General features: G+C 70.5%; 18 protein-coding genes. 4 read left to right on the top strand and 14 right to left on the bottom strand.

All coding sequences use genetic code 11. The features are described from left to right. Positions 1–14: 14 nt before the first annotated feature. The 4 genes from IM777_RS03915 to gabT form a co-directional block, all read right to left on the bottom strand. Positions 15–1,574, bottom strand: coding sequence for an APC family permease (locus IM777_RS03915; RefSeq protein ID WP_194384729.1), 1,560 nt, complete (start codon positions 1,572–1,574; stop codon positions 15–17). After that, positions 1,571–2,467, bottom strand: coding sequence for a universal stress protein (locus IM777_RS03910; RefSeq protein WP_194384728.1), 897 nt, complete (start codon positions 2,465–2,467; stop codon positions 1,571–1,573). The genes IM777_RS03915 and IM777_RS03910 overlap by 4 nt, the downstream gene beginning before the upstream one ends. After that, positions 2,464–3,822: a flavin monoamine oxidase family protein gene (locus IM777_RS03905; RefSeq protein ID WP_194384727.1), complete on the bottom strand. Its 1,359-nt coding sequence runs from the start codon at positions 3,820–3,822 to the stop codon at positions 2,464–2,466. The genes IM777_RS03910 and IM777_RS03905 overlap by 4 nt, the downstream gene beginning before the upstream one ends. 69 nt (positions 3,823–3,891) lie before the next feature. Next, positions 3,892–5,304: a 4-aminobutyrate--2-oxoglutarate transaminase gene (gabT, locus tag IM777_RS03900; protein ID WP_194384726.1), complete on the bottom strand. Its 1,413-nt coding sequence runs from the start codon at positions 5,302–5,304 to the stop codon at positions 3,892–3,894. A 99-nt stretch (positions 5,305–5,403) separates the two neighbouring features. Between gabT and IM777_RS03895 the strand changes: the two genes are divergently transcribed. Continuing rightward, the gene (locus IM777_RS03895; RefSeq protein ID WP_194384725.1) at positions 5,404–6,933 is read left to right on the top strand and encodes a PucR family transcriptional regulator; all 1,530 of its coding nucleotides are present in this window, start codon (positions 5,404–5,406) and stop codon (positions 6,931–6,933) included. Between the two features lie 127 nt (positions 6,934–7,060). Here IM777_RS03895 and IM777_RS03890 read toward each other — a convergent pair whose 3' ends face one another. After that, positions 7,061–8,539 carry an XRE family transcriptional regulator gene (locus IM777_RS03890; RefSeq protein WP_228480946.1) on the bottom strand — a complete coding sequence of 493 codons (1,479 nt, stop codon included), beginning with the start codon at positions 8,537–8,539 and terminating at the stop codon, positions 7,061–7,063. A gap of 142 nt (positions 8,540–8,681) precedes the next feature. On the opposite strand from IM777_RS03890, the gene aceA reads away from it, so the two are divergent. Together aceA and aceB are read left to right on the top strand one after the other, a co-directional pair. Further along, the gene (gene aceA / locus IM777_RS03885; protein WP_194384724.1) at positions 8,682–9,998 is read left to right on the top strand and encodes an isocitrate lyase; all 1,317 of its coding nucleotides are present in this window, start codon (positions 8,682–8,684) and stop codon (positions 9,996–9,998) included. 203 nt (positions 9,999–10,201) lie between these two features. Continuing rightward, positions 10,202–11,878 carry a malate synthase A gene (gene aceB / locus IM777_RS03880; RefSeq protein ID WP_194384723.1) on the top strand — a complete coding sequence of 559 codons (1,677 nt, stop codon included), beginning with the start codon at positions 10,202–10,204 and terminating at the stop codon, positions 11,876–11,878. Positions 11,879–11,940: 62 nt separating this feature from the next. On the opposite strand, the gene IM777_RS03875 is transcribed toward aceB, so the two are convergent. From IM777_RS03875 to IM777_RS03860, 4 genes are read right to left on the bottom strand one after another with little or no spacing between them, the layout of a single operon-like run. After that, entirely contained in the window at positions 11,941–12,567 is a 627-nt protein-coding gene (locus IM777_RS03875) for a response regulator (RefSeq protein ID WP_194384722.1), read from the bottom strand. Further along, entirely contained in the window at positions 12,564–13,766 is a 1,203-nt protein-coding gene (locus IM777_RS03870) for a sensor histidine kinase (protein ID WP_194384721.1), read from the bottom strand. The genes IM777_RS03875 and IM777_RS03870 overlap by 4 nt, the downstream gene beginning before the upstream one ends. Positions 13,767–13,795: 29 nt before the next feature. Next, complete coding sequence (locus IM777_RS03865) at positions 13,796–14,605, bottom strand: ABC transporter permease (protein WP_194384720.1); 810 nt, start codon at positions 14,603–14,605, stop codon at positions 13,796–13,798. Beyond that, complete coding sequence (locus IM777_RS03860) at positions 14,602–15,480, bottom strand: ABC transporter ATP-binding protein (protein ID WP_194384719.1); 879 nt, start codon at positions 15,478–15,480, stop codon at positions 14,602–14,604. The genes IM777_RS03865 and IM777_RS03860 overlap by 4 nt, the downstream gene beginning before the upstream one ends. 120 nt (positions 15,481–15,600) lie before the next feature. On the opposite strand from IM777_RS03860, the gene IM777_RS03855 reads away from it, so the two are divergent. Continuing rightward, positions 15,601–16,800: a pyridoxal phosphate-dependent aminotransferase gene (locus tag IM777_RS03855; RefSeq protein WP_194384718.1), complete on the top strand. Its 1,200-nt coding sequence runs from the start codon at positions 15,601–15,603 to the stop codon at positions 16,798–16,800. A gap of 18 nt (positions 16,801–16,818) precedes the next feature. On the opposite strand, the gene IM777_RS03850 is transcribed toward IM777_RS03855, so the two are convergent. From IM777_RS03850 to IM777_RS03830, 5 genes are read right to left on the bottom strand one after another with little or no spacing between them, the layout of a single operon-like run. Beyond that, positions 16,819–17,847 (bottom strand): CNNM domain-containing protein, encoded by a 1,029-nt coding sequence (locus IM777_RS03850; protein WP_194384717.1) that lies wholly within the window; start codon positions 17,845–17,847, stop codon positions 16,819–16,821. Then, entirely contained in the window at positions 17,844–19,217 is a 1,374-nt protein-coding gene (locus tag IM777_RS03845; RefSeq protein ID WP_194384716.1) for a hemolysin family protein, read from the bottom strand. Before IM777_RS03845 ends, IM777_RS03850 begins: the two co-directional genes overlap by 4 nt. 4 nt (positions 19,218–19,221) lie before the next feature. After that, a complete protein-coding gene (locus tag IM777_RS03840) occupies positions 19,222–20,358 on the bottom strand; it encodes a UDP-N-acetylmuramate dehydrogenase (RefSeq protein ID WP_194384715.1) in 1,137 nt (378 codons plus the stop codon). Then, positions 20,358–20,768, bottom strand: a complete 411-nt coding sequence (locus IM777_RS03835) for a MaoC/PaaZ C-terminal domain-containing protein (RefSeq protein WP_194384714.1) — start codon at positions 20,766–20,768, stop codon at positions 20,358–20,360. The genes IM777_RS03840 and IM777_RS03835 overlap by 1 nt, the downstream gene beginning before the upstream one ends. After that, positions 20,765–21,214 carry an FAS1-like dehydratase domain-containing protein gene (locus tag IM777_RS03830; protein ID WP_194384713.1) on the bottom strand — a complete coding sequence of 150 codons (450 nt, stop codon included), beginning with the start codon at positions 21,212–21,214 and terminating at the stop codon, positions 20,765–20,767. The genes IM777_RS03835 and IM777_RS03830 overlap by 4 nt, the downstream gene beginning before the upstream one ends. Positions 21,215–21,227: the final 13 nt, after the last annotated feature.

Below are 21,227 nucleotides of genomic sequence, written 5' to 3'. Positions count from 1 at the left end.
TTTCGTTCGGCCGGTCAGCGCCGGCGGCGCCGGAGGCTCTCGGGGGCCGCCATCGAGAGGGTGCGACCGCGGAAGAAGTCGGGGCGTTTGACGGCCTGCCACACCATGATCACCACACCGACGACGATGATCACCATCCCCAGCACGAAGACGAGGCCCAGTCCGCCGACCGACGAGCCGCTGCCGTAGTCGGGATCCATCGAGTCCACCAGGGTGGTGACGAACAGCACGGCGAGGATGATGCCGCCCACGAGCGGGAAGACCAGGGTGAAGACGGCGCTGCGCACCGAGTCGAACCACTGGTGCCGGAAGTACCACACGCACGCGAAGGCCGTGATGCCGTAGTAGAAGCAGATCATCATGCCGAGCGTCGTGATCGTGTCCCACAGCACGTTCTCGCTCACGAACCTCATCACCGCGTAGAACGCCGACGCGACGAACGCCGAGACGAGGGTCGCGAATCCGGGAGTGAAGAACCGCGGGCTGACCTGCGCGAAGCGGCGCGGGAGGGCGCCGTAGTGCCCCATCGCGAGCAGGGTGCGCGCCGGACCCACGAACGTCGACTGCAGCGACGAGGCCGAGCTGGTGAGCACCGCGAGCGAGACGAGGAACGCGAGGGGGCCGAGGATCGGCCCGGCGAGCGCGAAGAAGACGTTGTCCTGGATGTCGGGGTTGCCGAGGCCGAACTCGCCCTCCCCCGTGCCCGCGTACATCAGCAGCGCCACCGAGATGAGCAGGTAGAGGATGACGATCGTCACCACCGTGAGGGTCGCCGCGCGCCCCGGCGTCTTGTCGGGGTCCTTCGTCTCCTCGTTCATGGTGAGGGTCACATCCCACCCCCAGAAGATGAAGATCGACAGCGACAGCCCCGCCGCGAAGGCGCTGAACGACGACACCGCGAACGGGTTGAACCACGACAGGTCGAACGGGGTCGCCTCGAACGCCGATCCGTTGGAGAACTCCACCAGCGCGGCACTGGCGAACAGCACCAGCACGAGCACCTGGAAGCCCACGAGCACGTACTGCAGCTTCTGCGTCGTCTGCATGTCGCGATAGGACACGAAGGTCGCCCCCGCCATGAACAGCAGGCACACGATCACGTTGATGACGGGGTTCGCGGCGAGGTCGGCGATCTCGGGCGCCCCGCTCAGCTGCGCGATGAGCAGGAACAGGAAGTCCACGGCGATGCCGGCGAGATTGGACAGCACGAGGATCGTCGCGGCCACCAATCCCCATCCGGCCATCCAGCCCACCCACGGGCCGAAGGCGCGCGCCGCCCAGGTGAAGGAGGTTCCCGAGTCGGGCATCTCCCGGTTCAGCTCCCGGTACCCGAAGGCGACCAGGAGCATCGGGATGAACCCGACGAGGATGATCGCCGGCACCTGCACGCCCACCTCCGACACGGTCGGCCCGAGGGCCGCGGTGAGGGTGTAGGCGGGAGCGATGCAGGAGATGCCGATGACGACCGCACCGATGAGGCCGACGGTGCCGGCGGAGAGTCCCTTGCGGGAGATGCCGCCGGCGTCGTCGCCGGCGGCGGGGGCGAGGGGCGCGGCGCCACCGGATACGCTCATCGCCGCCCTCCTTCCTGGGTCGGGGCGGTGCGCGTGCGCGGCACCACGATCATGGGGACGGGCAGTTCGTGCAGCATCTTCGCCGCAGTCGAACCGAGGAACAGCCGTCGGGGCTGGGCGAGGCGGCTGGAACCGACGAGGGCGACTTCACCCGGGGTCCACTCCAGCGCGGCGACGGCGTCTTCGATGGACTCGCCCTGCCCGACCACGACGTCGGCCCGCACATCTGCGGGCAGGTCTGCGCGAGCGGCGACGAGCACTTCGTCGGCGTGCGCGGCTCCCGCGATCCGGATGACACCGGTGTCGACGGTGGGCGGCAGGTCGACGGTGACCAGCGAGAGCAGGCGCAGCGGAGCGCCGCTCGCACGTGCCAGGTCGATGGCTGCCCCCATGAGCACGTCGGCGCCGGGTCGCATGCCGATCGCGGCGGTGACCCGGTCGAGGGGACGTGTCGCGTCGAGGTCGCGGACGCCTCGGGGCGCCAGCGCGACCGGAACGTCGGACGAGTGCAGCAGCTCGGTGGCCACCGACCCGAGCCGGTGACGCCCGCGCAAACCGCCGCGGCCGGCGCCGATGACGATGTGCGACGCGCCGAGGTCGTGGGCGGCGGCGATGAGGCCCGACGCGAACGACTCGTCGTCGCGCACGTGCGTGCGCACCTGGACACCGTCGGGTGCACGGTCGGCCGCCTCCCGCAGCCACGCCTGCGCCTGCTCGTGCAGGTATCGCTCGTATCCGGGGTTGGTCGGGGTGATGACGCTGCGTCCCTCTGCCGGGAGCACGACGACGATCTCGAGCACGGCGCCGGTGGCACGGGCCAGGCGCGCGCCGAGCGCGACGGCGTCGGCCCCGGTGTCGGTCGCGGTGTACCCGACGACGACGTGCGCGGTCATGACCGGTCCTCGGCGACGATGTCGGCGGCGACGAGGCGGCCCATTCGGATGGCACCGTCGACGTGCTGGAAGCCCGCACCGGCGATGTCGCTGCAGGCGAATCGGATCGGCCCGACCGGGGTGCGAAGGTCCGCGCCGTAGCGCTCGAGCCCGCCGAGGTCGAAGCTGGCGGCGTAGGCGCCGCGCGTCCACTCCTCGCTGCCCCAGTCGCTCTCGTAGTACACGACCGGGTTCTTCGCCTCGGGCCCGTAGTAGTGCGACAGAGACTCCAGGATGCGCTCCTTGCGCTCCGCATCCGACAGCCGGAAGAGGTCGTCGGCAGTGCGGTCGGAGACGAATCCGACGAGCGTGCCGCGCGGATCGCCGTGGTTGGTGTTGTCGTAGGCCTCGTGGGCGAGCTCGTACGGACTGAACGCGGTGCCGGACAGGCCCTGGTCACGCCAGAACGGCCGGTCGTATACGGCGTGCACCTTGATGACGAACCCCATCGACAGGTGCTGGTGCATCTGATGCTGCAGACGCGGCAGCGGCGGGACGAACGTGATCCGGTCGTACAGCACCGGCGCGAGCGCGAGCACCGCGTGCCTCGCCTTCACCGTCACGCCCTCGGCGCTCGCCGTCACGGTGTCGCCGGCCCATTCGAGCGCGCTCACGGGGGCGCCCAGGATGACGTCGTCCCCCAGCCGCTCGGCCAGCAGCAGCGGAACCTGCTGCAGTCCGCCGACGACGCGCTTGTCGAGGATGAAGTCCGCGTCGACCAGATTCGAGTACGACCCGGCCGACGCGGCCATCAGGAGCGACTGCAGCAGCGAGAAGGTGTGGGTGGGCTTCGTCAGCATCGCCGAGCCCGTCGCGAAGGCGAGGTTGCGCACCGCCTCGTCGTCGTCCGTCTGCTCGCGGAGCCACGCGTCCCAGGAAATGCGGTCCCATTCGGCCGCCCTCTCGTGCGCCCAGGGCCGATCGGGATCGATCTCGGCGACCATCGCATCCAGGCGCTCGGTGAGCTCGGCGATGACGCGCTCGGTCTCCGCCGACACCGGGAACATTTCTCCGGTGAAGCGGCGGGCGACCCCGTCCGGGCCGACGTAGACGCTGTCGCCCTCGCGATATCGGGAGAACGTCGACAGCCCGAGCTCGGCGATGGTCTCGATGAGCGCATCCTGATCGGGCGAGACCCATTGACCGCCGATCTCGAGCATCGCGCCGTCGATCTCATCCGTCCACAGCCGTCCGCCGACGCGATCGCGGGCCTCCAGGACGGCCACCGAGAGACCGGCCTTCTTCAGTTCGTGCGCAGCCGTCAGACCCGCCGCACCGGCACCGACGACCACCACATCGCGGGTGAGTTCGCGCATCGTGCTCCTTCGCATGGGGATGTCGTGATCGCCGGCCCCGCGTCCCCTTCCGCGGGCCGGCGAGAGTCGTCAGTCGGCGTCGGGTCTCGGTGCGTCGTCGTCGCTCAGTCGCGGCGCCGTGCCCGACTCGGCGGCGTCGATCTCGCGCGCGAGCACGTCCATCGCCTCGTGCAGCAGGTCGTCGCCGATCGACAGGGGCGGAAGGAATCGCAGCACGTTGCCGTACGTGCCGCACGTGAGGACGATCACGCCCTCGGCGATGCAGGCCTTCGCGACCGCGGTCGTCAGGGCCGCGTCGGGCGCGCCGGTCGCCGGGTCGACGAACTCCGCCGCGACCATCGCGCCACGTCCGCGGACCTCGCCCAGGCGCGCATCGCCCGCCTGGATAGCGGCGAGGCGATCGCGCAGGATCCCGCCGATCTCGTCGGCACGATGCGCGAGGGCGTCGTGCTCGAAGCTCTCGATCGCGGCGAGGGCCGCCGCGCAGGCGATCGGATTCCCGCCGTAGGTTCCGCCGAGGCCGCCGAGGTGCGAGGCGTCCATGATCTCGGCGCGGCCGGTGACAGCCGCCAGCGGCAGTCCCCCGGCGATTCCCTTGGCGGTCGTGACGAGGTCGGGGACGATGCCGAACAGATCGCTCGCGAACATCGCACCGGTGCGGGCGAAGCCGGTCTGCACCTCGTCGGCGATGAAGACGACGCCGTTCGCGCGGCACCAGTCGACGAGGGCGGGCAGGAAGCCGTCGGCGGGAACGATGAATCCGCCCTCGCCCTGGATGGGCTCGATGACCACCGCCGCGAGGTTCTCCGCGCCGACCTGCTTCTCGATCTGCGAGATGGCGCGGGCGGCGGCTTCCGGCCCCGACAGTCCGTCGCGATACGGATAGGACACCGGCGCGCGGTAGACCTCGCCGGCGAACGGACCGAAGCCGCTCTTGTAGGGCATCGCCTTCGCCGTGAGGGCCATGGTGAGGTTCGTACGGCCGTGGTAGGCGTGATCGAACGCCACCACGGCGGGGCGACCGGTGTGCTTGCGCGCGATCTTCACCGCGTTCTCGACGGCCTCCGCGCCCGAGTTGAACAGGGCGCTCTTCTTCTCGTGGTCGCCGGGGGTGAGCCGGTTGAGGGCCTCCGCCACCGCGACGTAGGACTCGTAGGGCGAGATCATGAAGCACGTGTGCGTGAACTGCGCCACCTGCTGCTGCACCGCGGCCACGACGGCCGGATGGGCGTTTCCCACGGTGGTCACGGCGATGCCGGATCCGAGGTCGATGAGCGAGTTGCCGTCGGCATCCACGACGACGCCGCCGCCGGCGGCGACCGCTTCGACGGGCACCGTGTGACCGACACCGGCACTCACGGCGGCCGCCTTGCGGTGCAGCAGCGCCCGCGACGCCGGACCCGGGATCGCGGTCACGAGACGGCGCTCTTGAGGAAGGGTGGGTCCGCCGACGGGCACGGTCTCGAGGGCAGTGGTGCTCATGGGGGCGAGCGTAGGAGCACGGCACCATCGCTCGCACCGGCCGCGATGTACATTCTTGATGCGAACCTATACGAGCCGTACAGCATCCAAGGAGGCAGCATGCCCACCGCCCCGACGCACCCCACCGTCGCCTCGCTGCTGCGTCGCGGCGATCTGTCTCTGCGCTTCCTGGACACCGTCGACGAGGAGCAGCTGGAGCGCGAGGTGCGCTGGGTGCACTCCAGCGACCTGGCCGATCCCACGCCGTTCCTGTCGGAGGGACTCGTGCTCCTGACGACCGGACGCCAGTTCGACGGCGTCACCGACGACGCCTACGCGCCGTACGTCGCGCGACTGGCCGACCGAGGCGTGGCCGGCGTGGGATTCGGCACCGAAGTCGTGCGCGACGGCGTTCCCACCCCGCTGATCGACGCCTGCCGGGCCGCGGGCATGCCGCTGTTCGAGGTGCCCTACCGCACGCCGTTCATCGCCGTCGCCCGAGCGAACGCCGAAGATGTCGCGGCCACCTCCTACGCCCGCCGCACGTGGGCGCTGTCGGCGCAGCGCGCCATCGCCCTCGCCGCGCTCCGGCCCGATGGGCTCGGGGCGACCGTCGCCGAGCTCGCGCGTCAGCTCGGCGCCTGGGTCGGCCTGTTCGATGCCGCCGGCGAGCTCTCCCGGCAGCATCCCGCGAACGGCCTCGAGCCCGCGACGGCGACCGCGCTGCGGGAGGAGATCGGCGCAGTGCTGCGGCGCGGGGCACGCGCCGGGTCGTCCCTGCGAATCGGCGCGACCCCGTTCACCCTGCAGACGCTCGGGCGCGGCGGACACCTGCGCGGGGTCATCGCGATCGCGGCCGGCGACCTCGATCGCGAGGGGCGCGGGGTCGTCACGGCCGTGATCGCCATGGCCGGCCTCGCGCTCGAACAGCACGGCGACCTCGCCCGCGCTCGGGGCGCACTGCGGGCCGGGGTGGTGCAGTCGCTGCGCGGCGAGGACTCCGCCGCCGCACGACGCATCGCCCGAGACGTGTGGGGGCCGCTGCCCGAACCGCCCCTCGCGGTCGCCGTGACCGACGCGAGCGCCGCCTGGTCCGACGCGCTCGCCGAATACCTCGAGGTGCGGGCGGACGAGCGCCGCGGCACGCTCTTCTTCGGGCGGAGCGACGACGGCCTCGTGATCGTCGCACCGGCATCGCGCACCGATGTGCTCGACGACGTCGCGGAGCGGTTCGGATGCCGCATCGGCGTCGCCTCCCCCGCGACCTACGACACCTTCACGCGAACGATGGAGCAGGCCCGCGTCGCCCGGGACCGCGGCGACCGCGGCGTGACCCGATTCGCCGACGTCGCCCGCGCCGGCATCCTCACCGCTCTCGACACGGCGGATGCCCGCGCCCTGGCGTCGGCAGCCCTGCACCCGCTCGTGGCGTACGACGCCGCCCACGGCGCGGAGCTGCGTGAGACGCTGGGTGCGTGGCTCGGTGCGGACTGCTCGCACGAAGCCACCGCACGTGCCCTCGGCGTGCACCGCCACACCGTGCGCGCCCGCCTCTCGTCGGCCGAGAAGGTGCTCGCGCGCGACCTCGCCTCCTTCGCCGTGCGCGCCGAGCTGTGGGCCGCATTCCAGGCCCTCGAACCCACCCCCTGACGCCGCCCGCGCCGCGCGCCTTCCCCCATCCGCGCCACACCTCGGATGCGAGCGTGCTCCGCAGTCACTTGATGCGGGTGTCGCCTCAGCAGACCCGCACGACGTGACTGCGGAAGATATGCCGGCGTCAGCGGGGGGCGTGGGCCTCGAGGAACTCGTACACGTCGGTTGTGTCGACGCCGGGGAAAGAGCCGGTGGGGAGGGTCGCCAGAAGGGTCCGGGGCGTGCGCACGTTCGGCCACGAGTATTCGCGCCACGAGGCCTCGAGGTCTTCCGGGGCCCGACGGCAGCACACCTCCACGGAGTGCTTCGACACGCCTCGGTTGGTCGTGTCGCGACCGAGGAACCACTTCGTGTCGTCGAAGCGCACGCCCACGCTCACAGAGTGGGCACCCTCGCTCGAGAACTCCACGCGAGCAGTGCACCAGTATGTGCCGTTCCCGGTGTCGGTGTACTGGTAGTACGGGTTGAAGTGGTCGTCGACGTCGAAGACGACGCGACTGGTCCACTTGCGGCAGCACATCTGCCCCTCGATCGCCCCCAGCCGGTCGGCCGGGAAGTTCACGTCGTCGTTCTCATACGCCTTCGTGATGGTGCCGGACTCGTGCACCTTGAGGAAGTGCACCGGAATGTCGAGGTGGACCGTCGCGAGGTTGGTGAATCGGTGCGCAGCCGTCTCGTACGAGACCGAGTAGGTGTCGCGGAGATCCTCGATCGAGATCGCCCGGTCGCGCTTGGCCGCCTGCAGGGCCGGCACCACGTGCGCCGCGGGCATGAGGAGCGCACCGGTGAGGTAGTTCGTCTCCACGCGCTGACGCAGGAACTCCGCGTAGTCGGTGGGCTCGGTATGGCCGAGGATCCGACTCGACAGCGCCTGCAGCACCGCGGTCCGCGGATCTCCCTTGGAGCTCAGCCGACTGGACAGATACAGACGGCCGTTCCGGATGTCGGCGACGCTGCGGGTGGTCTGCGGCAGGTCGGGAACGTAGTGCAAGGTGAATCCGAGGTGTGCCGCGATGTCGGATGCGGTGCGCTGGGTGAGCGGACCGCCGGGATGGTCGACGGCGTCGAGGATCTCCCGCGCCCGCTCCTCGAGCTCGGGGAAATGGTTGTTCTGCGTGCGCATGAGGCGACGCAGCGACACGTTGGCGCGCCGCGCCTCCTCCGGGGTCGCGGCTCGCTCATCGCGGAGCCGCTCGATCTCGCCCTGCAGCGCGAGCATCGTCCGCAGCGCGTCGTCGGGCATCGTCTTGGCGATGCGGAAGGGCGCGATGCCGAGCGCCTGGAACGTCTGCCCGCGCATGGCGCGCTCGAGCGCGATCTCAATCGAGGCGCGTTCATCGAGGGGCTCGGACTGCAGCAGCGCGTCCAGAGATGTGCCGAGGGCGCGCGCGATCGCCCGCAGCAGCGTGAGCTTGGGCTCCCGGCGCCCGTTCTCGATCATCGACAGCTGGCTCGGCGCGCGGTCGACCGCGGAGGCAAGTGCATCGAGCGTCATGCCCTGAGCGGTGCGCAGCTGGCGGATGCGTCGGCCGATGGTGAGGGTGTCCACCTCTTCATCGTCGGCCGGCTCGACCTCGTCCACGAGGGTCTTCGCACTCTCCATGCACCGATTCTGTCACGGAAGCAGAATTTTCAAGAATCTTCACTCCGACTTTGTTCGGATCAGGCAGGAAACTTCACACACAGTGGTGTCACGACCTCCCGACGGCACCTCGTCGCCAGGGACAACACCAGGAGAAGAGCCGATGACGTATCTCGCCACCCCCGGACAGCCGCCCCTCCGCGCGGGCGACCAGACGCAGACCGCAGCCGAGCTCCAGCGGATCTGGGACACCGACCCGCGATGGGACGGCGTCGAACGCACGTACACGGCCGACGACGTCATCCGCCTGCGCGGCTCGGTGCGCGAGGAGCAGACCCTCGCGCACCGGGGCGCCGAGAACCTCTGGAACCTCCTTCACACCGAGGAGTACATCCGAGCTCTGGGCGCCTACACCGGCGGCCAGGCCGTGCAGCAGGTGCGTGCGGGACTGAAGGCCATCTACCTCTCCGGCTGGCAGGTCGCCGCCGACGGCAATCTCGCCGGACAGACCTACCCGGACCAGAGCCTGTACCCCGCCAACTCCGTGCCGGCGGTCGTGCGCCGCATCAACAACGCGCTGATGCGCCAAGACGGCATCGAGCACGCCGAGGGAGAGATCACCCGCGACTGGATGGCGCCCATCGTCGCCGACGCCGAGGCCGGGTTCGGCGGGCCGCTGAACGCCTACGAACTGGCGCAGTCGATGATCCAGGCCGGCGCCGCCGGCATCCACTGGGAGGACCAGCTGGCCAGCGAGAAGAAGTGCGGCCACCTCGGCGGCAAGGTGCTCGTGCCGACGCAGCAGCACGTCCGGACGCTGAACGCCGCGCGTCTCGCGGCTGACGTCGCCGGTGTGCCGACGATCATCATCGCGCGCACCGACGCCCTCGCGGCCGACCTGCTCACCAGCGACGTCGACCCGCGCGACCAGGAGTTCACGACCGGCGAGCGCACGAGCGAAGGCTTCTACCGCGTGCGTCCGGGTCTGGATGCGGTCATCAGCCGCGGCCTCGCCTTCGCCCCTTACGCCGATCTGCTGTGGGTCGAGACGGGCGAGCCGGACATCGAGCTGGCGCGCGCGTTCGCCGAAGCCATCCATGAGAAGTTCCCCGGAAAGCTCCTCGCCTACAACTGCTCACCGAGCTTCAACTGGAAGCGGCACCTGGACGACGAGCAGATCGCCACGTTCCAGGCGGACCTCGCGGCGCTGGGGTACAAGTTCCAGTTCATCACGCTGGCCGGCTTCCACGCCCTGAACCACTCCATGTTCGACCTCGCCCGCGGCTACGCCGAGCGCGCCATGAGCGCCTACGTCGAGCTGCAGGAGGCCGAGTTCGCCGCCGAGGCGCAGGGCTACACCGCCACCAAGCACCAGCGCGAGGCCGGAACCGGCTACTTCGACCACCTCTCGACGGCGCTCAACCCCGACAGCGCCACCCTCGCCCTGGTGGGATCCACCGAGGCGCAGCAATTCCACTGACCCAACCCCTACCCCTCACCAATACCCCTTCATCCCTTTGCCCCTAGCCCCCACAGCCCCTCACCCCCATTGCATGTCCCACTTTCTGCTGCTCTGGCGCCGCAGAAGAGCAGAAAGTGGGACACAAAGACCGGGGATGCGGCGACCGGGGCACCGGGACCGGGGACGACCGGGAATGACCGGGAACCACGACTGGAGACATCATGACCATCACCGATACGGGCGTGCCGCCCACGACCGACCAGAACCGCCCCACGACCGGACCGATCCCGACGGGCGCCGGCACGGCATCCATCGAGATCGTCGGCGAGAGCCGGGACCGCTACGACGAGATCCTCACCCCCGACGCCATCACCTTCCTCGCGGCGCTGCACCACCGCTTCGCCGGTCGGCGCCACGACCGTCTCGCCGACCGCATGCGCCGACGCTTCGAGATCGGCAACGGGCACGACCCGCACTTCCGTCATGACACCGCGCACATCCGGGAAGACCCCGACTGGCGCGTGGCGGGCGCGGGACCGGGTCTCGAGGACCGACGCGTCGAGATCACCGGCCCCACCGACCCCAAGATGACGATCAACGCCCTGAACTCGGGCGCCAAGGTGTGGCTGGCCGACCAGGAGGATGCCACCAGCCCGACCTGGCGGAACGTCATCGAAGGGCAGCTGTCCCTCTACGACGCGATCCGCGACCGGCTGACGTTCACGAACGACGCGGGCAAGGAATACCGGGTCACCGCCGAGCGAACGCCCACGATCGTGATGCGGCCGCGCGGCTGGCATCTGGTCGAGGAGCACATCCGGTTCTCGGATCGACTCGGCCGGTCGATGGCGGCATCCGGGTCGCTCGTGGATTTCGGGCTGTACGTCTTCCACAACGCCGCCGAGCTGATCGACCGCGGGCGCGGACCGTACTTCTACATCGCGAAGCTGGAGTCGGCTGAGGAGGCCAAGCTCTGGGATGACGTGTTCACGTTCACCGAGGAGTACCTGGGCCTCACCCACGGCACGATCCGCGCCACGGTGCTCATCGAGACGCTGCCGGCGGCCTTCGAGATGGAGGAGATCCTCTTCGAACTGCGCGACCACTGCGCCGGCTTGAACGCCGGCCGCTGGGACTACATCTTCTCCATCATCAAGAACTACCGCGGCCGCGGGGCGCGCTTCGTTCTCCCCGACCGCAGCGAGGTGACCATGACGGTGCCGTTCATGCGCGCCTACACCGAGCTGCTCGTAAAGACGTGCCACAAGCGGGGCGCCTTCGCGATCGGCGGCATGAGCGCCTTCATCCCGAACCGCCGCGACCCCGACATGACCGCGATGGCGATCGAGAAGGTGGCCGCCGACAAGAAGCGCGAGGCCGGCGACGGCTTCGACGGCACGTGGGTGGCGCATCCCGATCTCATCCCGACCGCCCGGGCGGAGTTCGACGCGGTCCTCGGCGAGCGCCCGAACCAGGTCGATCGACAGCGCGACGACGTGCAGGTGACCTCCGCCGACCTGCTGAACCTGCAGATCGGCCGCCCGATCACGGCCAAGGGCGTGCACGACAACGTGTCGGTGGGCATCCGCTACATCGAGGCGTGGCTGCGGGGTCTCGGCGCAGTGGCCATCGACGGGCTCATGGAGGACGCCGCGACCGCGGAGATCTCACGCAGTCAAATCTGGCAGTGGATCCACCAGGACCGCAGCACCGAAGAGGGTGACGCCATCACCCGCGAGTACGTCGAGGAGCTGATCACCCGGGTGCTGGGTGAGGTGGAGCGCTTCGACGGCGACCGCTTCGACGAGGCCGCGGAGATCTTCCGCGACGTCGCGACCGGCGAGGAGTTCCCCGCGTTCCTGACCCTCGGCGCGTACGCCCGCTACCTGGCCGCCTGACCCGCCCGTCGAGTGCTCGCACCCCGCGATCCACCAGCGGGTGCGGGCGCTCGACGGCGGCGTCAGGGAAGCAGACCGCGCTCCATCGCGAGGGTCACCGCGCGGGTGCGGTCGGTGACGCCGAGCTTGTCGAACACGCGCAGCAGGTGCGTCTTGACGGTCGACTCGCCGATGCCGAGATCGACGGCGATCTGCTTGTTGCTGCGTCCGGCCGCGACCAGGCGCAGCACCTCGGTCTCCCGGGTGGTGAGGGATGCCGCCGATTCCGTCGCCGGCTCTCGCATGCGCTCCACGAGCCGCACCGCCACCTGCGGGCTCAGCGCGGTCTGCCCGGCGGCGACCGAGTGGATGCCCGCGACGATCTCGTCCCGCGGGGCGGCCTTCAGCAGATATCCGCTCGCGCCGGCTTCGATGGCAGCGAGGATCTGGTCGTCGGATTCGTAGGTGGTGAGGATGAGCACGCGAGCGGCGTGCTCGGACACCAGGCGCGCGGTGGCCTCGACGCCGTCGACACCGGGCATGCGCAGATCCATGAGGACGACATCGGGTGCGGTGGCCGCGACGATCCGCACCGCCGCCGCTCCGTCGGCGGCTTCCCCGACGACCTCCAGCCCCGGCTCGTCGGAGAGCAGGCCCACGAGACCGGCGCGCACGACGGGATGGTCGTCGACGATGACCAGGCGGATCATGCGTTCTGCTCCTCGGGGAGGCTCGATAGCGGAGGCGTGGCGATCGGCAGGGCGACCGTGAGCACGGTGCCCCGGTCGGGTGTCGTGTCGATCGTCAGGGTCCCGCCGGCGAGCGCGACGCGGTCGGCCATGCCGTCCAGGCCGTAGCCCGTGCGCCGGCGGTCGGGATCGAATCCGCGGCCGTCGTCGACCACGACGAGCCGGATGCCGGAGGCATCGGCCTCGACGATGACCCGGACGGATGCGCCACCGGCGTGCTTGCGCACGTTCGACAGCGCCTCCTGAAGGCAGCGCAGCACCACCAGCTGCGCGTCGCGCGTCATCCCGTCGTCGCCCTCGAGCGCCACCTCGACCTGCACGACGAGCCCGGCCTCAGCGCGGAATCGCTCGGCCAGTCGCTCGACCGCCGCCTCCAGGACCGCGTCGCCCGGGACCGCGGCCGTGCGGGCGACGAGACCCCGGGCCTCGGCGAGCGCATCGCGTGAGAGCTGTTCGACGGTCGCGATCGTCCCCGCGGCCGCATCGGTCTCGCCGCGTGCCAGCTGCCTTCCGGCTCGCTCGCTGAGAAGTGTCAGCCCGGCGAGCGTCTGAGCGAGGGTGTCATGGATGTCGCGGCCGAGACGTTCGCGCTCGTCGGCGGCGCCGCGCTCACGGCTGAGCCGCTCGACCTGCTCCTGCGCATCGGTGAGCTCGGCGACGAGCCGGGCACGGTCTTCGCCGTACTCGGCGATCGCGCTGATCCACAGCCCCAGCGAGACGGCGAAGACGAGCGAGACGCCGGCGGTGAGCAGCCCGGACCACATCGCCTCCGACGAGAAGGCCCCGTTGAGCAGGAATCCCACGAAGGTGGCTGCCGCGACGCCCGCGCTGCCCACGATCGCTTCCCGGCGCGCGGGGGTGGTCACCCAGACGAGCGGGTAGGCGAGAGTCTGCAGCATCGCGAGGAACGGCGCCGCGGCGATGCCGATGACGATGGCCAGCACGACGAGCGGGATGCCCACCGCGAGGCGCCAGGTCGGTGCGGCTCCCGTCACGATCCCGGGACGCAGGAACGCGTAGCCTCCGACGAACACGAGGAGCGAGGCCGCCGTCAGCCACCACCCCGACGGGCCCGAAGCACCGAGGCCCGCCAGCGAGAGCGCCGCGATGGCGGCGAGTCCGGCCGCGACGGCGATGTCCCACCAACGTGTGTTGTACATGTGCACTCCGAGAGGCTGTGGGATCGAGGCTACGCGTCGCGACGGTTCCAGCGGAACGTCAGCCGCGCCAGCACCAGACCCACGACCAGCCAGACGCCCAGCGCCACGGCCACGCCCCCGAGGTTCCATTCCCCGCCCTGCTCGAGCACGGCGTACTCGGCCGGCAGGAAGACCTCCCGCATGCCCTGCGCCATCCACTTCACCGGCAGCACGCTCGCTGCCGTCTGCAGCCAGTCGGGCAGCAGGAAGAAGAAGAGGTAGACGCCGGAGATGAACTGCACGACCAGCACGATCGGGATGATGACGGCGCTCGCGCTTCGTCCCGACCGGGGGACCGCCGACAGCGCTACTCCCAGCAGCGCGGAGGTGACGATCCCGAGCACGAACACCCACGTGAAGGTGAGCCACTTCTCGGGCTCGGTCGGCAGGGGCACCTGGAAGACCACCACGGCGAACAGGATGATCAGCCCGGCCTGAACGACCGCCGTCACCCCGACCTGACCGATCTTGCCGAGGAAGTACGAGACCGGTGACAGGGGCGTCGCCCCCAAGCGCTTGAGCATCCCGTTAGTGCGCTCGGTCGCGATGTCCATCGCGAGGTTCTGGAACCCCGACAGCAGCATGCCGGCCGCGAGCATGGCGGGCAGGTACATCTGCGCGACGGGGATGGCGGGCAGTCCCGGACCGGCCGTGAAGTCGCCGTCCGCGCCGAAGATCGTCGAGAAGAGCGCCAGCAGCGCGATCGGGAAGAGGAAGGTGAAGACGAGAGTGTCTCCGGAGCGGACGTACTGGATCAGTTCGAAGCGGGCGCGCCAGGCGCCCAGCGCGACGGTGCTCATCGTGCGGCCTCCATCGGGGCGGGGTCGGATGCGGCCGAGTCGGCCACGAGGTCGAGGTAGACGTCTTCGAGGGTGGGGCGAACCACCTCGAGGTCGGGCGGCTCCCCGCCGCGACGCCTGACCAGGTCGGCGACGACGGCGCCGGGCTCGTCCGTACGACGCTCACGGAGCGCATCGCCCTCGCGCCAGCGGACGACCGGGGTCCGCGCGGACGCCCCGCCCACATCGTCGACGCCTCCGAGCGCGCGCAGTCGCCCCTCCGCGATGATCCCGACGCGATCGGCGAGCTGAGCGGCTTCGTCGAGATAGTGGGTGGTGAGCACGATCGTGACCCCCTCGGCCGAGAGAGAGCGGATGAGCTCCCAGAACGACCGGCGGGCGGCCGGGTCGAAGCCGGTGGTGGGCTCGTCGAGGAACAGCACCTCGGGGCGTCCGATGATCCCGAGGGCGACGTCGACCCGGCGCTGCTGTCCGCCCGAGAGCTTCGAGACCCGGCGGCCCGCGTGCTCGGTCAGCCCGACGGCGGCGATCACCTCGTCGACGTCGCGCGGGTGCGGATAGAACCCGGCGAACTGGGTCAGCTGCTCGCGCACCGACAGCGCGCCGAGTTCGCCGGCCGACTGCAGCACCACGCCGATGCGGGCACGGAAGGCGGCATCTGCCCGCGCCGGGTCGTGACCCAGCACGCGCACATCGCCGCTGCTGCGGCGACGGTATCCCTCGAGGATCTCGACCGTCGTGGACTTTCCCGCGCCGTTCGGACCGAGGAGGGCGAACGTCTCACCGGTGCGGATATCGAAGGACACGTCGTCCACGGCGTTTCGGCGCCCGTACTGTTTGCGCAGGTTCTGCACCTGCACCGCGATCTCTGCCATGACATCCAGGGTTCCGCGGATGCGCGCCGCGCGACAGCGCCCATCCGGCTGATCTGGCGTCCCCCATCCGGTGGACCCGCGCGGGGTTTCCGGGTATCTTCGGGCGACTACGCTGGGGGCGTGACCGAACGTGCCCCGCTGTCCCGCAAACTGTCCGCGATCGCCGAGTCCGCGACCCTGAAGGTCGACGCGAAGGCGAAGGCCCTCAAGGCCGCCGGTCGGCCCGTGATCAGCTATGCCGCCGGAGAGCCCGACTTCGCCACGCCGGATTTCATCGTCGACGCCGCCGCACAGGCCCTGCACGACCCGGCGAACTTCCGCTACACGCCCGCCGCGGGTCTGCCCGTGCTGCGCGAGGCGATCGCGGCGAAGACGCACGAGGACTCCGGCCTGGAGGTGGACCCCTCGCAGGTAATCGTGACCAACGGCGGCAAGCAGGCCGTCTACCAGGCCTTCCAGACCGTGGTGAACCCCGGCGACGAGGTGCTCCTGCCCGCGCCCTACTGGACGACCTACCCCGAGGCGATCGCCCTCGCCGACGGCGTGCCCGTCGAGGTGTTCGCCGGCGCCGACCAGGAGTACAAGGTCACCGTCGCGCAGCTGGAAGCGGCTCGCACGGAGAAGACCACAGCACTCGTGTTCGTCTCGCCGTCGAACCCGACGGGCTCGGTCTACACCGCCGATGAGGTGCAGGAGATCGCCGAGTGGGCGCTCGAGCACGGCATCTGGATCATCTCGGACGAGATCTACCAGAACCTCGTCTACGAAGGCGTCCGTGCCACGTCGGTGGTCGAGGCCGTTCCCGAGGTCGCGGCGCAGACGATCCTCGTCAACGGCGTCGCGAAGACCTACGCCATGACGGGATGGCGCGTGGGCTGGATGATCGGGCCCGCCGACGCCATCAAACTCGCCGGCAACCTGCAGTCGCATCTGTGCAGCAACGTCAACAACGTCGCGCAGCGGGCCGCGCTCGCGGCCCTCACCGGACCTCAGACCGAGGCCGAGAAGATGCGCACCGCCTTCGACCGCCGTCGGGGCCTGATCGTCAGCGAGCTGCGGAAGATCGACGGCGTGGAGGTGCCGACCCCGCTCGGTGCGTTCTACGCCTACCCCGACGTCACCGGCCTCCTCGGGCGCGAGTGGGCGGGCGCGACGCCCACCACCTCCCTCGAGCTCGCCGACCTCATCCTCGAGAAGGCCGAGGTGGCGGTGGTTCCCGGCGAGGCGTTCGGGCCGAGCGGCTACCTGCGTCTGTCGTACGCACTGGGCGAGGACGAACTGCTCGAGGGCATCCGTCGCCTGCAGGAGCTGTTCTCCTGATCCACGGGTCGAACCGCGTCAGCCGCGTCGCTCCCCCGAGCCCTCGGGGGTCGGCGGCAGCACGTTGCGCAGGATGTCGGCGATCGTGACCACTCCGGTCACGCGCTGACCGTCGGTCACGACGGCCAGCTGCTCGCTCGCCCGCCGCATGTGCGCGAGCGCTTCGTGAACGAGCGTGTCCTTCTCGAGCGTGAACGCCGCGCGCGCGACGTCGTCGGCCGGCCTCGCGGCCGGGTCGAGCAGCACGTCGCGCACGTGCACGACGCGCGGCGCCGCATCCGCCCCGAGCACGAGGATGCGCATGTGACCCGACTCCGCGGCGACGGTGTGGATGTCGCCGACGGTCGCGTCCTGCTTGACGGCCGTGAGAGCGGCATCCGACCGCACCAGATCGCCGATGGCGAGCGTCTGCAGGTCGATGACGCCGGCGAGCGGTGAGCGGTAGGTCTCCTCGAGCGCGCCGACCTGCGTCGAGTGCTCGACGAGCTGGCGCACCGCATCGACGTCGAGCCCACCGGCCGCGGCGCGGTCGACGGGATCGATGCCGCTGGCGGCCACGAGCCGGTTCGCGATGCGGTTGACCCACATCAGAAGAGGGCGGAAGACCCACACGAACGCTCGCGACGGGATGCCGATCAGCATCGCCGCTCGCTCCGGATGCGCGATCGCCCACGACTTCGGGGCCATTTCCCCCACGACCAGGTGAAGGAAGGTGACGACGAGCAACGCGGTGGCGAAGGCGGCGACATCGGCACCCCACGCCGGGAGCCCCCAGGCGAGCAGAACGGGTGCCAGCGCGTCGTCGACCGCCGGCTTGGTCACCGCGCCGAGTGCGAAGGTGCACGCGGTGATGCCGAGCTGCGCGCCGGCCAGCATGACCGTCAGTTCGTTCGCCCCCTTGAGGGCGGCCCGGGCAGATCTGCTCGTATGCGCCGCCTCTTCCAGACGGTGTCGGCGCACCGCGAGCAGGGCGAATTCGATCACGACGAAGAAGGCGCTGACGATGATGAGCCCCAGCGTGACGCCGACGACGAGCCAGGGGTTCATCGCTCTGCTCCCTCGTCGACGTCATCGAGGCGCTCGCGGACGAGTTCGATCTCCACCACCGACGGCACGTGCCGCGCCACGGCCAGCACCTGCGTGCGCAGGAGGCGCCGCATCGGCTCATCGGCCACGAGGTCGGCGGGGTCGTCGTCGACGGGGATGTCCATCGAGGTCCCGACCTCGGGGAGCCCGCCGTGCTGGGCGATGAGGAGCCCCGCGACGGTCTCGTAGTCCCCCACCGGCAGCTCCACCCCGACCGCGCGACCGACCTCGTCGACGTGCACGTCGCCGCCCATGCGCCACCGCGAGCCGCCGAGCGGTCGCACGACCTCCGTCGCCCCGTCGTCGTGCTCGTCGGTGACGTCGCCGACGACCTCTTCGGCCAGATCCTCCAGTGTCACGACTCCGCAGAAGACCCCGTACTCGTCGATCACGCACGCCAGCTCGTTGTGCTCGGCGGTCATGGTCGCAAGCGCCTGGGGCAGCGGCATGAGCGTCGGCACGATCGTCGGTGTGCGCATGATGTCGCTGACCCGACCGGCATCCTCGGCACGCAGCAGGTCGACCAGCTGCACGATGCCGACCGGCTCGTCGTCGTCCACGACCGGATAGCGAGTATGCCCGGACGCCATGAGCGCACGCAGGTCCGACAGCGGCAGGTCAGGCGTGACGCTGTCGGCCCGGTGGCGCGGGATCATCGCGTGCTCCACGTCGCGCTCGGGGAAGTCGATGATGCGATCGATCATCAGCGACAGCTCCGCCGGCAGATCGCCGCTGTCGCGGGACTCGGCGACGAGGTGCTCGAGGTCGTCGGCCGTGGCACTGCTGTCGACGTCTTCGACGGGTTCGATGCGAAGCAGGCGCAGAAGGGCCTCGGCCGACCGGTCGAAGACGACGATCAGCCACCCGAAGACGCCGAGATAGATCAGCGTCGGGCGCGCGAGCGCGCGGGCCAGCGGATCCGGCGCGGCGATCGCGAGATTCTTCGGATACAGCTCCCCGAAGATCATCTGCACGACCGTGGACAGCGCCAGGGCGATCACCGTGCCCACGGTGATGCTCACCGCCGGATCGACGCCCGTGCCGCCGAGGAGCGTGCCGAGCGACTCCCCCACCAGCGGCTCGGCGACGTATCCGATGAGGAGGCCCGTGACCGTGATGCCGAGCTGGGCTCCGGAGAGCATGAACGACGTGCGACGGGTGACCCGCAGAGCGCGCCGCGCAGCCGCGTCGCCGCCGTCGGCTCGGGCGCGCAGACGCGATCGGTCCACGGACATGAACGCGAACTCCTGCGCGACGAAGAAGCCGTTGGCGACGATGATCGCCAGGATCACGACGATGCCGAGCAGGAGAGTGAGGACGGCGATCAGCACGGCGTCAGAGCTCGATGTTCACGAGCACGGGTTCCGGCTGCAGGAGCAGGCCGAACTCGGCATGCACGCGAGCGCGGATGAATCGCGCCAGCTGCGCGATCTCGGCGGCCGTCGCGCCGCCGCGGTTGGTCAGCGCGAGCGCGTGCTTCGTCGACAGGCCCGCGCGCGACGGCGTCAGGCGGAAGCCCTTGCGAAGACCCGCCTGCTCGATGAGCCACGCAGCGCTCACCTTCACGTCGGGTTCCCGCGTCTCCGGGGTGGGCACGTGACCGTCGAAGACGGCGAGCGGGATCACGAGAACGGGGTCGAGGTCCGGCTCGACCGGCCAGCGCGGACACTCCGGCGGCAGCGAGCGGGCGATCGCGGCGGGCACGACGGCGTTCTGGAAGAACGAGCCCGCACTCCACGTGTCGGGATCGTCCGCGTCGAGCACCATCCCCTTGCTCGCGCGGATCTCGAGGATGCGCTCCCGGATCTCGGCGAGGGTCGCGGTGCCATCGTCGGCCAGTCCGAGCGCGGTGCGCAGCTGCACCCCCGCCACCGGTCGAGCTTCGGTCCCCACCTCGGCCAGGTCGAAGGTCGCCGACAGGATCACCGCTGAGCGACCCGGAACCGACCCGTAGTGGGCCTTCAGCACGGAGGTGCGGAACCCCAGCCCGAGGTCCGCGGCAGGAACGGTGGACACCTCGCCGGTGGACTCGTCGATCAGGTCCACCTCGACGAGCGTTCGCACGATCTCCTGGCCGTACGCGCCGATGTTCTGCACCGGAGCGGCACCGACGGTGCCGGGGATGCCCGACATCGCCTCCAGGCCCGCGAGCCCCTCCGAGACCGCGTGCGCCACGAGGTCGTCCCAGCCGTGACCGGCCTGCACGCGCAGCCGGGCGCGTCCCTCGTGGGGCGACGGCAGGCGCTCGATGCCGCGGGTGAGCACGCGGATGACGGTGCCCTCGAGCGGGTCGTCGCCGACGAAGAGGTTGGAGCCTCCGCCGAGGACGAGCCACTCGTCACCGGTCGCCCAGACGAAACGGAGCGCCTCTACGAGCTCGTCGCGGGTGTGCGCCTCGATCATGCGCTCGGGCGCCCCGCCGGTGCGGAGCGTGGTGAGCTCGGCGAGGCGTATCGGCGTGATCTCGGCCATCAGGCGTGTCGCACCCGCACCTGCGCCTTGCCGAGCACCGTCGTGTCGGCGTGCCGCACGGTGAGGTCGATGCGGGCCGTGTCCTCGTCGACGGCGCCGACGACGGCATCCACCGACACCTCGGCGCCCGACACGGCGTCGACCACGACGGGCCTCGTGAAGCGCACCCCGTACTCGACGATGCGGCCGGCATCGCCCAGCCACGGCACGATGGTCTCCACCGCGAGCCCCATCGTGAGCATGCCGTGGGCGAGCACGCCGGGCAGACCGACCCGCTCGGCGACATCGTCACGGTAGTGGATGGGGTTGAAGTCTCCCGAGGCCCCCGCGTAGCGCACGAGGGATTCGCGGGTCAGATGCACGGTGCGCTCGGCGACGTGGTCGCCCACGCTCAGTCCGGTCGAGGTCATGAGTCCTCGCCTCCCACCAGCAGCACCGAGACGGCGGTGACGACGTGCGCGCCCTGCGCGTCGACGATCTCCGCCTCGCTGGTGACCATGGCGCCCTTTCCGACGGCGCGCACGCCGGAGATCGACAGCTGAGCGGTCAGCTCGTCGCCGGCCACGATCGGGCGCGTGTAGCGGAAACGCTGCTCCGCGTGGATGAGACGCTCGAGCGCGATGCCGCTGTCGTCGAGGGCCAGCAGCTGCTGCAGCGTGAGGTCCTGGACGACCATGGCGAAGGTCGGCGGCGCCACGACGTCGTCGTAGCCGAGGGCTCGCGCCGCGTCGGGGTCGGTGTGCTGGGGGTCGTCGGCGAAGACCGCGCGCGCGAACTCGCGCACCTTCTCGCGACCCACGAGGTACGGGGCCGTCGGCGGAAAGGTCCGACCGACCAGCTCGGGGTTCACTGCCACGGTTCCATCCTAC

The organism is Microbacterium luteum (genome assembly GCF_015277875.1).
Classification (GTDB): Bacteria; Actinomycetota; Actinomycetes; order Actinomycetales; family Microbacteriaceae; genus Microbacterium; species Microbacterium luteum.
The sequence above is the reverse complement of the archived record's forward strand: the minus strand, read 5'-3'. Positions and strand labels throughout refer to the sequence as shown.